13 protein-coding genes are annotated in these 14049 nt (G+C 61.4%); all 13 read left to right on the plus strand.

From position 1 onward, the window contains the following. Positions 1-4 precede the first annotated feature (4 nt). The 13 genes from ACTNFJ_RS03690 to ACTNFJ_RS03750 all read left to right on the plus strand — a co-directional run bounded on the left by ACTNFJ_RS03690 (position 5) and on the right by ACTNFJ_RS03750 (position 14041). Positions 5-1600, plus strand: a complete 1596-nt coding sequence (locus tag ACTNFJ_RS03690; RefSeq protein ID WP_435906977.1) for a Mur ligase family protein — start codon at positions 5-7, stop codon at positions 1598-1600. After that, the gene (locus tag ACTNFJ_RS03695; RefSeq protein ID WP_435906976.1) at positions 1597-3006 is read left to right on the plus strand and encodes a UDP-N-acetylmuramoyl-tripeptide--D-alanyl-D-alanine ligase; all 1410 of its coding nucleotides are present in this window, start codon (positions 1597-1599) and stop codon (positions 3004-3006) included. Before ACTNFJ_RS03690 ends, ACTNFJ_RS03695 begins: the two co-directional genes overlap by 4 nt. Then, the gene (gene mraY / locus ACTNFJ_RS03700) at positions 3003-4085 is read left to right on the plus strand and encodes a phospho-N-acetylmuramoyl-pentapeptide-transferase (protein WP_435906975.1); all 1083 of its coding nucleotides are present in this window, start codon (positions 3003-3005) and stop codon (positions 4083-4085) included. Before ACTNFJ_RS03695 ends, mraY begins: the two co-directional genes overlap by 4 nt. Beyond that, complete coding sequence (murD, locus tag ACTNFJ_RS03705) at positions 4082-5608, plus strand: UDP-N-acetylmuramoyl-L-alanine--D-glutamate ligase (RefSeq protein WP_435906974.1); 1527 nt, start codon at positions 4082-4084, stop codon at positions 5606-5608. The genes mraY and murD overlap by 4 nt, the downstream gene beginning before the upstream one ends. Then, positions 5565-6800, plus strand: a complete 1236-nt coding sequence (gene ftsW / locus ACTNFJ_RS03710; protein WP_435906973.1) for a putative lipid II flippase FtsW — start codon at positions 5565-5567, stop codon at positions 6798-6800. Before murD ends, ftsW begins: the two co-directional genes overlap by 44 nt. Then, positions 6797-7867: an undecaprenyldiphospho-muramoylpentapeptide beta-N-acetylglucosaminyltransferase gene (gene murG / locus ACTNFJ_RS03715; RefSeq protein WP_435906972.1), complete on the plus strand. Its 1071-nt coding sequence runs from the start codon at positions 6797-6799 to the stop codon at positions 7865-7867. Before ftsW ends, murG begins: the two co-directional genes overlap by 4 nt. Before the next feature lie 24 nt (positions 7868-7891). Then, entirely contained in the window at positions 7892-9304 is a 1413-nt protein-coding gene (gene murC / locus ACTNFJ_RS03720; RefSeq protein ID WP_435906971.1) for a UDP-N-acetylmuramate--L-alanine ligase, read from the plus strand. A gap of 449 nt (positions 9305-9753) precedes the next feature. After that, positions 9754-10407 carry a cell division protein FtsQ/DivIB gene (locus ACTNFJ_RS03725; protein WP_444711789.1) on the plus strand — a complete coding sequence of 218 codons (654 nt, stop codon included), beginning with the start codon at positions 9754-9756 and terminating at the stop codon, positions 10405-10407. Between the two features lie 188 nt (positions 10408-10595). Next, positions 10596-11786 (plus strand): cell division protein FtsZ, encoded by a 1191-nt coding sequence (gene ftsZ / locus ACTNFJ_RS03730; RefSeq protein WP_435906969.1) that lies wholly within the window; start codon positions 10596-10598, stop codon positions 11784-11786. A gap of 22 nt (positions 11787-11808) precedes the next feature. Then, positions 11809-12507 carry a YggS family pyridoxal phosphate-dependent enzyme gene (locus ACTNFJ_RS03735; RefSeq protein WP_435907009.1) on the plus strand — a complete coding sequence of 233 codons (699 nt, stop codon included), beginning with the start codon at positions 11809-11811 and terminating at the stop codon, positions 12505-12507. A 42-nt stretch (positions 12508-12549) separates the two neighbouring features. Beyond that, entirely contained in the window at positions 12550-13038 is a 489-nt protein-coding gene (locus ACTNFJ_RS03740; protein ID WP_435906968.1) for a cell division protein SepF, read from the plus strand. Between the two features lie 6 nt (positions 13039-13044). Next, positions 13045-13338, plus strand: a complete 294-nt coding sequence (locus ACTNFJ_RS03745) for a YggT family protein (protein ID WP_435906967.1) — start codon at positions 13045-13047, stop codon at positions 13336-13338. 67 nt (positions 13339-13405) lie between these two features. After that, on the plus strand, positions 13406-14041 hold the full coding sequence (locus ACTNFJ_RS03750; protein WP_435906966.1) for a DivIVA domain-containing protein: 636 nt from the start codon (positions 13406-13408) through the stop codon (positions 14039-14041). Positions 14042-14049: the final 8 nt, after the last annotated feature.

The raw sequence follows: 14049 nt of genomic DNA on the forward strand, positions 1-14049 counted from the left end.
TACGGTGAAGAGAAGTCAACGAGACACCGCGGGCAGCGGCCTCAGCATCCGTCCGCGGCAACCGATCCACACCTCGCTTGCCGCACTCGCTCGGCAGTTCGAGCTGAACCTGGTGAATGTCTCCGAGTCGGCCGCCGAAGCCGTCAAAGTGACTGGAGTGACGCTTGATTCGCGTGATGTTCGTCCCGGTGATCTATACGTCGCCCTCGCGGGTGCCCGAGCACACGGCGCAGAGTTCGTTGATCAGGCAGTAGCCCGGGGCGCAGCGGCAGTGCTCGCCGATGATAGCGGGGCAAATCGACTCAGGAGCGATAATGGCGCGACCGCCATGGAGGTGCCGGTGCTCGTCTCGCCCGTCGATCTCCGATCGCAGCTCGGCAAGATTTCGGGCGCGGTTTACGGCACGGGCCACCTTGATGCGATAGTTTTCGGAGTCACTGGCACCAACGGGAAGACCAGCGTGGTCTATTTCCTTGCAGAGCTCCTGAAAGCCGCCGGTCTCACGGTAGGACTGAGCTCGACTGCCGAGCGACGCATCGGTGACACCGTCATGACCAGCTCGCTCACGAGTCCGGAGGCGACGGAACTCCATGGGCTCCTTGCGCGGATGCAAGAGGACGGCGCTGAAGCGATCGCGCTCGAAGTCTCGGCGCACGCAATAGAACGGCACCGCATCGACGGCGTGAACTTCAACGTGGTGGCATTTAACAATTTTTCTCAGGACCACCTCGATGATTTCGGCGACATGGAGACGTATTTTGCGGCGAAGGTCGCTCTATTCGCCCCCGAGCATGCGGAGCGTGGCGTTGTGGTCGTCGATTCCACTCACGGGCGCAGGGTGGTGCGAGAGGCCCAGATTCCGGTAACGACCCTTGCGACTGAATACGGCAGCCAGGCGGATTGGCACCTCGCCGTAACGAGGCAGGATCTCGAGGGAGTCTCGTTTGTCTTGCAGGGCCCGGGTGGAGCGCATTTCACCGGTCAAGTGCCACTTTTCGGGCGCTTCATGGCCGAGAATGCCGCGCTTGCACTGATCATGTTGCACGAGGCTGGGGTGTCGCTCTCGCGCGTTTCCGCAGGGCTCGATCGCGGCAAAATTCCGGTGTATATTCCCGGACGCTTGGAAGCGATCAACCCCGGAAACCCGGGTCCACGATTCTTCGTCGATTACGGCCACACTCCCGGGAGCTTTCAAGCGATGCTTGATGCGTTAAGCGAAGTCGCCCCCGGTCGCATCATTTTCATGTTCGGAGCCGACGGAGATCGTGACACCAGCAAGCGCGAAGAAATGGGACGGATCGCAGCCGCGGGAAGCGACGAGCTAATCATTTGTGATTACCATCCGAGAACTGAAGATCCCGCCGCGATCCGCGCCCAGTTGATTGCCGGTGCCCGTTCTGCGGGTCGAGCTGAGATCCATGAGGAAGCCGACCCCCGCGCGGCGATACGGCTCGCCATTTCGCTTGCTGAACCCGGTGACGTTATCCTGTATGCCGGTCCCGGGCATGAGGACTACCAGGAAGTCGCCGGGCAGCACTTGCCATATTCGGCGCGCGATGAGGCACGCGGAGCGCTCCGCGAGGCGGGATATCTGCAGTGATTGAAATGACTCTGGCGGAAATCGCTGAAGCAACGGATGGTCAACTCATCCCGGGAGCCGACGGATCCTCGGCGACGTCGATTATCGCGGGAAACCCGCAGACCGACTCGCGAGAGATTGAGCCGGGGCAGATCTTTTTTGCGCGTATCGGCGAGGAAACCGACGGCCATCGTTTCGCTGCCGCCGCCATCGATCGGGGCGCCGCTGCGTTGGTGGTTGAGCGCGAAGTCGATGGTCGGGTGGCCCAAATCGTGGTGGACGACTCGACTCTCGCCCTCGGGCGTCTCGCGACTGAGGTCGTTCGCCGTGTGCGGGCCGCGGGCCAAATGACAATTGTCGGCATCACTGGTTCGAACGGCAAGACCACAACGAAGAATCTGATCGCGGCAATGGCGGAAAGAATCGGACCGACCGTCGCCTCAGAGAAGTCCTTCAACAATGAGGTCGGTGGTCCGGTCACCATGCTTCGGGTGCGCCGTGAAACTCGTACCCTCGTGGCTGAGATGGGGGCGAGCGCTGAGGGAGAGATATCTCGGCTCACCGCAATGGCGCCTCCCCATATCGGCGTGGTGCTGTCGGTTGGCCTCGCGCACGCAGGCGAATTCGGTGGAATCGAAACCACATTCCGCACGAAGAGCGAGATGGTTCGCGACTTGCCGAGTTCTGCGGTTGCGGTGCTTAATCGTGACGATCCCAGAGTCGCACTCATGGCAGATCGCACCCGGGCGCGTGTACGCTTTTTTGGCCAGCACCCGGAGGCTAGCGTGCGCGCCGACGATGTGGAGGGCTCTGCCGATGGCACGACGTTCACGTTGACCATCGACGGGCATTCCGCCCCCGTTCGCTTTCGCGTGTTGGGGGAGCATCACGTCGCAAACGCGCTCGCAGCAGCCGCAGTGGGAGCCGAGCTTGGTCTGACACTTTCGGATATCGTGGCATCGCTCGAGTCCGCTCAGCTCGCTGCGCCCGGTCGCATGCAGGTGCTCGGAGGTCGCGATCACATCACCATCATTAATGACGCTTACAATGCAAGTCCTGACTCGATGAGTGCGGCCCTCAAGACGCTGGCCCAGATCTCGCGCCCGGGAGCCAGGTCTATTGCCGTGCTCGGGGCGATGAGCGAACTCGGCGAGTTCTCGGGAGACGAGCACGATCGCATTGGCTTGCAGGTTGTGAGATTAGGCATCAGTGAACTGGTGGTCGTGGGGCCCGAGGCACGCAGGCTGCACATCTCTGCGATCAACGAGGGTTCCTGGGACGGGGAGAGCGTGTTCTTTGAAACGCAAGACGACGCGTTTGCGTACCTGCGTGAATCTCTGCAGCCGGGTGACACCGTGCTAGTGAAGTCGTCGAACGCCGCTGGTTTGCAGTCGCTGGGCGATCGGCTCGGAGAGGCGTTCGCATGATCGCGCTGCTCATCGCGGGTGCCCTCTCCATGCTGTACTCGCTCCTCCTAACTCCCTTATTCATCCGGGGGTTCCAGAAGCTGCGCTGGGGGCAATTCATTCGCGAGGACGGCCCGAAGTCGCATTTCGCGAAACGAGGCACGCCGACGATGGGTGGGCTGATCTTTATCTCTGGATCGGTCTTCGCCTATTTCATCGCGAAGCTCATCGCTGGCGAGTCCCCGACGCCCTCCGCTCTGCTGGTTATTCTGATGACCGTAGGTTTGGGGCTTGTCGGGTTTATCGATGACTTCCTGAAGACACGGAAGCAGCAGTCACTGGGCCTAGGGGGCTGGTCGAAGATCGCTGGTCAGGTGGCGATTGCTGTGCTCTTTGGCGTTCTCTCCCTGCAATTCGCGAATGCGTCGGGTTTGACCCCTGCATCCACTCACATTTCTTTGTTTCGGGATCTCCCCTTCGACTTTATGTCGCTGGGCGCTGTCGCGGGCCTCATTCTCTTCCTGATTTGGATCGTCGTGATCGTGACGGCGGCCTCAAACTCCGTGAACGTCACCGATGGATTGGACGGGCTGGCTGGCGGGGCATCGATTCTCGCACTGGGCGCGTACACGGTAATCGGTTTTTGGCAGTTCAGTCAGCAGTGCGCGCGCGGGCTTGAGCCCGGGTGCTACGAGGTGCGTGACCCACTCGATCTTGCAGTAATCGCCGCCGCATTGGTAGGCGGATTAGTGGGATTTGTCTGGTGGAACACCAACCCGGCGCACATCTACATGGGCGACACTGGTTCGCTGGGTCTGGGCGGCGCGATTGCTGCACTTGCCATCCTGACGAGAACCGAACTGCTGCTCGTCGTGATCGGCGGTCTCTTTGTTATTGAATCAGGCTCGGTAATCCTCCAGCGGATCTACTTCAAGATCACCAAGGGCAAGCGAATCTTCCGCATGAGCCCCATCCATCATCACTTTGAACTCAAAGGTTGGGCTGAGACCACCGTCGTCGTGCGCTTCTGGATCATCGCTGGAGTGTTCGTCCTGAGCGGGATCGGGGCGATTTACGCGGAGTGGACGGTGGCGCAGTGACCTTCGAAGCGCGCGAGCGGTTACTCGGGCTCAGGAGTTGGCACCACGATTGGCGCGGCCTTCGGGTTGCCGTGCTCGGGCTCGGTGTCACCGGCTTCTCAGTCGCTGACACGCTGTGCGAGCTGGGATCGCGCGTGCGGGTGATTTTTGGCGATGATGATCCAGATCGCGAGCGACTTCTTGAGGTAATTGGGGCTGAGCGCACGCAGAGTAAGAGCGATGACGAGCAACTGGAATCGCTGCGAGAATTTGATCCGGAACTTGTCGTCGTCTCGCCCGGATATCGACCAGACCACCCGCTGACTGAGTGGGCCGAGCAGCGTGGAACATTGGTGTGGGGCGACATCGACCTCGGGTGGCGACTCCGCGACAAGACGGAACGAATTGCCGACTGGATCTGCGTGACCGGAACGAACGGCAAGACGACGACTAGCGGGCTCACCGCCCATATGCTGCGTGTGGGGGGTCTGCGCGCCGTGCCCGTCGGGAACATCGGTGTTCCGATTCTGGACGCGCTGCGAGACCCGCAGGGGTACGACGTTTTGGTGGTCGAGTTGTCGAGCTTTCAACTGCACCGACTGGGCGACATCTCTCCCTATGCCAGTGTCTGCCTGAATGTCGCTGACGACCACTTGGACTGGCATGGCGGCGCGCATGCGTATCGCGCAGCTAAAGCGAAGGTCTATGAGCACACCCAGGTGGCTTGCGTCTACAATCGAGCAGACCTGGCGACCGAGCACATGGTCGAAGAAGCTGATGTCATCGAGGGCGCACGAGCGATCAGTTTCGGCCTCGACGCCCCTCCCGCGAGTGGCTTCGGGGTGGTCGAAGGCATCCTGGTGGATCGCGGCTTCCACGCTGGTCGGCACACTGAGGCTTACGAGCTGGTGACCCTTGACGAATTGGCCGAGCGTTCGTTGGAGGCGCCTCACCTGGTGCAGAATATTCTGGCCGCCTCTGCTCTTGCCCGGAGCCGAGGAGTTGAACCAGCTGAGGTGGCGCAAGCGATCCTGAGCTTTCAGCCAGACCCCCATCGCGCCCAGCGACTGGGCACCTACGGCGGTGTCGCGTGGATCGACGACTCGAAGGCCACCAATGCGCACGCCGCGGCTGCCTCGCTGCGCGCTCTGGAGAACGTCGTTTGGGTGGTGGGCGGGCTCCTGAAGGGAGTGGATCTGACGGACCTCGTGCGTGATCACGCGCACCGGCTCCGCGGCGTGGTGATAATTGGGGTCGACCGGCGGGCAGTGCTCGACGCGCTTGAACGACACGCTCCGGAAGTGCCGCGCATTGAGGTCGAGCCGGGAGAGACTGAGGACACGATGACGCTGGCAGTTGCTGCTGCGGCGTCGCTCGCGAAAGCGGGCGACACCGTGGTGTTGTCTCCCGCAGCCGCATCGATGGACCAATTCTCGGATTATGCAGATCGTGGCCGCCGCTTTCAAACGGCGGTTCGGGCTCTTGGTGGAGGTGACGCGGATGACGACGACACATCAGCCGAGGGCTGGAGCAGCTCACGATGACGAATCCGGAGGTCCGCGAGCCTCCGGTTTTTCCCGCATCAGACTCGGCGGTGAACTGAGGTCCCTGTCAGATCCGACGGTGGTGATGATCTACGCGATCACTTCGCTGCTCGTCGGCATCGGGCTGATCATGGTCTTGTCATCCTCATCGATCACGTCGTATCTGGACGAACAGGGGTTTTTTGGGGGATTTTGGCGGCAGGCGACGTATGCCATTATTGGCATTCCGCTCATGCTGATCGCTGCGGCCTTTCCGATACGGTTTTGGAAGAAATGGGCTTGGGTGTTCCTGGGTCTCGGTCTTCTGCTGCAGCTCCTCGTCTTTACGCCGATCGGAATCGAGGTGTACGGCAACCGAAACTGGATCCAGATTGGTTCATTCGGCGGCCAGCCCTCGGAGGTGCTCAAACTCGCCCTGATCGTATGGATCGGGACGATCCTGCTGCGAAAAGAGCCTCTGCTCGGTCAGCCGAAGCACGAGATCATTCCTGTGATCTTTCCGGGCGCAGTCATCGCGCTCGGGTTGGTACTTCTCGGGAGAGACTTGGGTACCACTCTGGTGATGGGAATTACCGTTCTGGGTGCGATGTATTTCGGCGGAGTGACATGGAAGACCCTGGCAGCAACCTCTCTGGGTGCTGCTGCGCTGGCCGCAGTATTTGTGGTGACGAGTCCGAACCGTATGAACCGACTCTTCGGGCATGTTACGGGGAATGAGGATTACAGCGGGCTCGGCTGGCAGCCACTTCATGGTCTCTGGGCGCTCGCCGGAGGCGGTGTCTTCGGGGTCGGCCTGGGCGGTTCAAAAGCCAAGTGGTCCTGGCTACCAGCTGCCGACAACGATTACATCTTCGCAATCATCGGCGAGGAATTGGGGCTCGTCGGTGCGCTGCTCGTGATCGCACTGTTTGTCGCCCTCGCTGCGGTAATGCTCCGAGTGATTGCCCGAGCCCGGGATCGGTTCGGTCGCGCGGTCGTCGGTGGGATTCTGGTGTGGATCGTCGGTCAGGCGTTTATCAACATCGGAGTAGTAATCGGAGTATTTCCAGTGCTGGGAGTTCCCCTGCCCCTGATTAGTTCGGGGGGTACCGCTCTCATCGCCTGTCTGCTCGCAATGGGTGTAGTGGTGTCGGTCGCGCGCGACGGCTCCGCTTATCAGTCCGAGCTCGAGGCACAGGGAGTGCGCTCATGACCCGCTACCTGCTGGCCGGAGGCGGCACTGCGGGGCACGTGAACCCCCTTCTCGCGCTCGCCGATCACATCGCACAGGTGGATCCTAACGCCAGCATCGTTGTGCTGGGAACCCGGGAGGGCCTCGAAGCCAGGCTCGTTCCCGAACGCGGGTATGAGCTGGTGTTCATCGCGCGCGTACCCTTCCCTCGCAGGCCGGACATGCAAGCAATCCGGTTCCCTGCACGATTTCTTCGAGCGGTCGCGGCGGCACGCGAGTTGATTCGAGAGCGCGAGATCGATGTTGTTGTGGGATTCGGCGGATATGTCTCAACTCCCGCCTACCTCGCAGCTCATCGCGAAGGGATTCCCGTGGTGATCCACGAAGCGAATGCAAAGCCTGGACTGGCGAATCGACTCGGCGCGCGGTACGCCTCTCGCGTGGGAGTGACGTTTCCGGGAACGCCGATTCGTGGAGCCCGTGTCACCGGAATGCCGTTGAGGCCGGAAATCGCTCGTCTCGACCGTTCCGCGCTGCGTGCTCAGGCGCGGGAGTATTTCGGCCTGGATCCCGTGAAACCCACCCTGCTGGTGACTGGCGGCTCTCTCGGTGCCAGGGCACTCAACCAGGGCGTAGCCGGATCTGCCGAGGCCATCGCTGCCTCGGGCGCACAGGCGTTACACGTGTGGGGGGGACTCACCGAACTCGAAGACCCGGAGGTTCTCGGCTACACGGTCATTCGCTACTGTGACCGGATGGATCTGGCGTTCGCGGCGTGCGACCTGGCTGTTTCCCGAGCAGGTTCCACTACGGTGAGTGAACTCGCCGGCCTCGGCATTCCCGCGGTGCTCGTTCCGTATGGCTCCGGTAACGGCGAACAGCGATTCAACGCGCAAGGGATGGTGCAGGCCGGCGGGGCGCTGTTGGTGAACGATGCCGATCTCGGCCCCGAATGGGTACGCCACACGTTGCTGCCCTTGCTCTGCGACCCAAGACGTCTGGCTGATATGGCTGAGAAGGCCCGGTCAGTCGGCGCGCTCGATGGCACCGAGCGACTCTATCAACTGGTGCAAGAGGCGATAGCCTAGGGTGTTCGCGCTGAAGGAGTCCCCATGATTTACCCTGACCTCACGATGACGATTCCCGAGCAACTCGGGCACGTGCATTTCGTTGGCATCGGCGGATCAGGCATGAGCGGCATCGCTCGCATGATGCACCACGCAGGGGTGCGAGTGACCGGGAGCGATCGCAGCGCCAATTACAGCACACGTGCCCTGCAGGAACTTGGAATTCCCGTGGCAATCGGTCACGACGCGGCGAACGTCGGTGATGCGGACACGCTCGTGGTCACCGGAGCGCTCTGGCAAGACAACCCGGAGTATCAGCTCGCACTTACGCGCGGTCTGCCTGTGCTGCATCGCTCCCAGGCACTTGCCTGGCTGGCTCGCGACCGACACGTCGTCTCGATCGCTGGCGCTCACGGAAAGACCACGTCGACCGGAATGGTGGTCACTGGACTGCAGGGGCTAGGTGTCGATCCTTCGTTCGTGAACGGGGGCATCATTGAAACCCTGGGAGTAAGTGCAGGCGCAGGTGCCGATGAGCTCTTCGTTATTGAGGCTGACGAGTCCGACAAATCATTCTTGCTCTACGACACGGCAGTGGCTCTCATTACCAACGTCGATCCCGAACACCTCGATTTCTACGGTTCCCGTGAGGCGTTCATGCAGGCGTTCGTTGATTTTGCCAACGGGGCACGTGAGCTCGTGGTGATCTCTGCCGACGACACTGGAGCCACCGAAGTGCGCGCTGCGCTCGATGACGCGGCGCGGGTCCGCACCTTTGGAGAACATCCTGACGCAGATGTGCGGCTGGTGTCTGTAGACGATTCGGGTCCCGTTCAGTTCGTCGCTGAGATAGACGGTGTGCGGTGCGAGGCGCAACTGAGGGTCTTCGGGCGGCACAACGCGCTCAATGCGCTGGGCGCGCTCGCGACCCTCACCGGTCTTGGCTACGAGGCTTCTGCGGCGCTCGCCGCAATATCTGAGTTCGGCGGCACAAAACGTCGCTTCGAATTCCACGCCGAAGTCGGTGGAGTGCGTGTCTACGACGATTACGCGCATCATCCGACCGAGGTTGCTGCGCTACTCGATTCAGCGCGTGCAGTGGTGGGGGAAGGGCGCCTCATCGCGATCCATCAGCCACATCTCTACAGCCGGACCCGAATGTTTCACCGAGAGTTCGCGGAGGCGCTGGAGCGTGGAGCCGATTACACCGTCGTGCTGGCGGTAGACGGGGCGCGTGAGGATCCGGTGGCAGGGGTCACCGGCGCCCTCGTTGCAGATGATTTTGCTGATTCTCAGCGGGTGGCCTATCTCGACGACTGGCAGGACGCAGCTCGCCACCTTGCAGAAATTGCACGTCCGGGGGACGTGATGGTGACGATGAGCTGTGGCACGGTCTATCAGATCATTCCTCAGGTTGTCACCGCGTTGCGTGATCGATTCGAGCCCGGGGCAGAGTGAAACGGCCCGGCGGATTTGACCGGGGTGAGGCGCCGCGGCCGGAGGATAGTGCGCAGAAGATGCCGAGGGTTACCCGCGTACCGAGCGCGACAGATGTGCCGGGTACAGCGGAAGAGTCGTATGCGCGCCCATTGGATCACTCGATTCACGGCTCGGTGGATTCCCCCGCAGAGCGAGGATCCCGGCCAGCTGCGCCGGTGGGCGAACCCTCCGGCGAAATACCCCAGGACCCTGGCCAAACGGAGTCCACCAGCGAGGGCGATGCGGGGACCGTCCCAACCGTGTGGAATCCGCTGCGCCGACTTTCGGCTGTCTCTGCGCCGGAAGACAAAGATCCGGTTCGGATAGCCGGGCGACGACTGCGATCCGCGGAACGTTCACGTCGGGCTCGAGAGCGAAGAGACCAGCGTCGCTTCACTGCACATTCGCGGCAGCGCCGACGAGTGTGGGTGATCGGCGGCTCTGCCGTCGTTGCGCTTGCCCTCTTTGTGGTAGCGGGCGTATTCACTCCGATCATGGCGGTGCGGGAAGTGCAGGTCGCGGGCGTATCGCGCATGAACGCCGAGCAGCTCTCTGCAGCACTTTCCAGATTTGAAGGCGTGCCCCTGGCCTTGGTCAACGAGCAAGACGTGCACCGTGCGCTCGAGCCCTTTCCCTTGATTCAGCGCTACGCAATCGAGCGGATCCCGCCGCACACTCTCATCGTGCGCATCGAGGAGCGTGACCCGGTGATAGCCCTCGAGCGCGACGGCCAATTTGTTCTGGTCGATCCCGCGGGCGTTCTTGTGGCGACAGCGACGGAACGGCCTGAAGGCGTGCCTCTTGGGTCGGGGACGGTCATCGATACCGCGTCACCGGCTTTCCGTGCGGCGGCGACCGTCGTGCGCGATATGCCGGTAGATCTTCGGGCGCAGCTCGCGACCCTCACCGCGTCTAGTGGGCAAGACATCGAGTTTTCGCTGACGAGTGGGACGCGGGTGAAGTGGGGCGACGAGTCCGATACACAGCGCAAAGCAGCGGTGCTGCGCGCGATGCTCGCATCGATCGGCACGGTTTCGGTCGTTGATGTTGCCTCTCCCGAATCGCCGGTCTTCTTGCAGTGAGCGTCGGAGAGGCGGGCTTGGCAGATTGAGTTCTCGTTGCGGAGCGCTTTTTGGGAAATGTCGACCCGCTCCCGGAGTGTCGGACGAGTTTCGGGCCCTGAAGAACATAGCTTGGGGTTCGTAAACGTATACCCGAATACTAACTTTCACCTTCAGGTAGAGGTTGAGGGTTGAGGGGAAGGACCCACGTGTCAACGAACCAGAACTACCTCGCAGTCATCAAGGTTGTCGGCGTCGGCGGAGGCGGGGTCAATGCGGTCAACCGCATGATCGAGCTTGGGCTGCGCGGCGTCGAGTTCATTGCGGTGAACACTGACGCGCAAGCGCTGCTGCTGACCGATGCCGACGTCAAACTTGACATTGGGCGCGAGCTGACCCGCGGTTTAGGGGCAGGTGCAGATCCTGAGGTTGGGCGTCGTGCAGCCGAAGACCATTCCGACGAAATTGAGGAAGCTCTCACTGGCGCGGACATGGTCTTCGTGACCGCCGGCGAAGGCGGTGGCACCGGAACCGGCGCAGCTCCCATTGTCGCCCGGATCGCTCGTTCCGTCGGCGCACTGACGATCGGGGTCGTGACCCGCCCATTTAGCTTTGAAGGGAAGCGGCGTGCGGCACAGGCTGATGCCGGTGTGCACGCGCTACGCGAGGCCGTAGACACGCTCATCGTCGTGCCGAATGATCGGCTCCTCGAGATCAGCGAACCCGGAATCAGCATGATCGAGGCATTCGCCGCGGCCGACCAAGTCTTGCTTGCTGGCGTGCAGGGGATCACCGATCTCATCACGACGCCGGGTCTGATAAACGTCGACTTCGCGGACGTGAAGTCGGTGATGCAGGGAGCGGGATCCGCCCTCATGGGCATCGGATCTGCGCGTGGCGCGGATCGCGCCATCAAAGCCGCTGAATTGGCTGTCGCCTCGCCGCTGCTCGAAGCTTCAATCGAGGGTGCCCATGGCGTGCTCCTGTCGATTCAGGGATCATCGAATCTTGCGCTCAGTGAGATCACCGAGGCGTCCCAGCTCGTCCATGACGTGGTGCACGCCGAAGCCAACATCATCTTCGGAACAGTGATTGATGACACTCTCGGCGATGAGGTACGTGTCACGGTAATTGCTGCCGGGTTTGACACAGAGCCTGGCAGCGAGGGGAACAGGCCCGAACGCGGGCGTCGTGCGAACCGGGTTGAGTCGTTGGATGACCTTGCCCCCGCAGCCGCAAGCGTCGGTACAGTTGGGTTTGCTCCAGGAGCGTCCCAGGCAGACTCTTCGCCGCTTGAATTCGGGGAGGCCATCAGCAACCCACCCGTCGAAGAACACCTCTCCGACCCCGCGTTTGACGGCGAAGACCTCGATCTCGATATCCCTGAATTCCTCCGGTAGGACCGAAGTGTCGGGGGAGGGCATGGTCGACGAGGCGCCGGGGCGCGCTTTACTTGCGGAGCGACTTGAGGCCGTTCGATCCGGCATCGGGGCGGCCGCAAAGTCGGCCGGACGAGATGAATCCGAGCTCACACTGATTGTGGTGACCAAGTTTCATCCGGCGAGCATGGTGCGTGAACTTGCTTCTCTTGGCGTGCAAGACGTGGGAGAGAACCGGCATCAAGAGGCGCAGTCCAAATCGGACGAGTTGCAGGGGTTAGACCTTCGGTGGCACTTCGTCGGTCAGCTTCAGACCAAAAAGGCCAGACAGGCGGCTCAGTACGCGCACGCCATCCACTCCATTGACCGAGAACGGCTCGTGGACGCTCTCGCAGGAATCGAGCGCACCGTCGAGGCCTTCGTGCAGGTCAATTTGACCGACGACCCGGGCCGTGGAGGCGCCCCTCCCGGGGAGATTCAGAAACTTGTTGAACGAGTTCTCGATACGCCAACACTGCGGCTTCGGGGCGTGATGGCGGTTGCTCCACTCCCCGGGGAGGAAGAGGCTGCGCGCGCCTTTGCGAGGCTCCGCGAGATTTCTGATCGGGTAAAGACCCTTGCCCCAGATGCGACAAGCATCTCTGCTGGGATGACGCTCGACTATGCAGAGGCAATTGCAGCAGGTGCGACACACCTGCGCATCGGAAGCGCAATCACGGGAAATCGCCCGGTCGCGGGCTAGTGTCGAAAGTAATCTGATCGCTGGGATCGTTAGGAAGTTATCATGAGCAATCCACTGAAGAAGACCATGGTGTTCCTCGGTCTCGCCGAGGAGGACCTCGACGAGCAGGGTGCCCCGAGGAGTGAGCCGTCGAATCAGACTGAAACGCCGGCGTCCACGAATAGTCCCGCTCGGCCCGCGCCTCAGCGAGCACCGGTGACTCCGCTACGGAAGGTGACCCCGGTGAGGATGCCAGCTGCGCAGGCTATGAACGAAATCCTGACGGTGCACCCCACCGAGTATCGCGATGCGACAGTCGTGGCCGAAAGCTTCCGCGAGGGAGTTCCTGTGATTCTGAACTTGTCACGTATGAATGAGGCCGAGGCCAAACGACTGATCGATTTTGCTAGCGGCCTCTCAATGGGATTGCGCGGCCGAATCGAGCGGGTAACGAGCAAGGTGTTCCTGCTGTCGCCCGAGCATATCGCGGTTAGCGGTGACGAAGGCACGCAGAATGAGGGTGGCTCATTCTTCGTGAGTCCCTCAGCGTAAACCGCGGTGGCGATCGCATTCGCAGTCATACTGCTTACTCTGAAGTGGCTGCTCCGTATCTACACCTATGTCCTGTGGGCCAGGTTTATTCTCGACTGGATCATGGTCTTGAACCCACGGTTCCGACCGCGAGGATTCTGGTTGGTGCTGGTTGAATTGGTCTATTCTTTGACGGATCCGCCAATCAAGCTGTTCAGGAGGATTCTCCCGCCAATCCGACTCGGGCAAATCTCGCTCGATCTTGGATGGATGCTGACAATGTTCGCATGTTGGATCCTCATCGCGCTGATCCCCGTCTAACCGGGATTGTTTGCTACCGTTAACGTGACGCCACCCCAGTGGTTCCCCAACGAAAGAGATATTCACGATGGCCTTGACACCAGAAGAGGTTGTGAACCAGAAGTTCACAATCACGAAGTTCCGCGACGGCTACGATCTCGATCAAGTCGATGACTTCCTCGATACGATCGTTGAACAGTTTCGCCAGCACGAGCAGGAAAAGGCGGAGCTCCAGCAGCAACTTGACGAGGCGAACGCACGAGTCGAAGAGTTGACCGCACAGCTGGAGCAGGCCGAGGCCGCATCGGGTGGCGAGGGCAAGCCTTCCGAGCAGACCATCGTGGTTGAGGCTCCGGCCGCGGCGCCGACTCAGGCGCAGTCCGTCTCCGGTACGAATCCAGCAGACGCGGTGAAGTCGAGCGCCATGTTGCAGTTGGCCCTTGAACTGCACGACAAGTACGTGCACGAGGGTGAGACACAGCGCGACCTTCTGGTCAAGGAAGCTGAGACCAAGGCAAAGCGTTTGGTTGAAGAAGCTCAGTTGCAGCGGACTGAGGAATTGCGCATTCTCGGCGAGGAGCGTCAGGGATTGAAAGACACAATCAAAGAACTGCGCGAGTTCGAGTCTGACTACCGCGGCACGCTGCGCTCCTACATCCAGTCGCAATTGCGCGGTCTTGATGGCTCTCCCGAGCCTGACGGTGCACCGCAGGGTCTCGAGTAGTACCGGGG

Source organism: Leucobacter shiyiweii, from assembly GCF_052446065.1.
Taxonomy (GTDB): Bacteria; Actinomycetota; Actinomycetes; order Actinomycetales; family Microbacteriaceae; genus Leucobacter.

Coding starts and splice junctions, on each gene's coding strand:
- mraY (WP_435906975.1), top strand. CDS start 3,003: ATGATCGCGCTGCTCATCGCGGGTGCCCTCTCCATGCTGTACTCGCTC.
- murG (WP_435906972.1), top strand. CDS start 6,797: ATGACCCGCTACCTGCTGGCCGGAGGCGGCACTGCGGGGCACGTGAAC.
- ftsW (WP_435906973.1), top strand. CDS start 5,565: ATGACGACGACACATCAGCCGAGGGCTGGAGCAGCTCACGATGACGAA.
- ACTNFJ_RS03740 (WP_435906968.1), top strand. CDS start 12,550: ATGAGCAATCCACTGAAGAAGACCATGGTGTTCCTCGGTCTCGCCGAG.
- murC (WP_435906971.1), top strand. CDS start 7,892: ATGATTTACCCTGACCTCACGATGACGATTCCCGAGCAACTCGGGCAC.
- ACTNFJ_RS03750 (WP_435906966.1), top strand. CDS start 13,406: ATGGCCTTGACACCAGAAGAGGTTGTGAACCAGAAGTTCACAATCACG.
- ACTNFJ_RS03735 (WP_435907009.1), top strand. CDS start 11,809: ATGGTCGACGAGGCGCCGGGGCGCGCTTTACTTGCGGAGCGACTTGAG.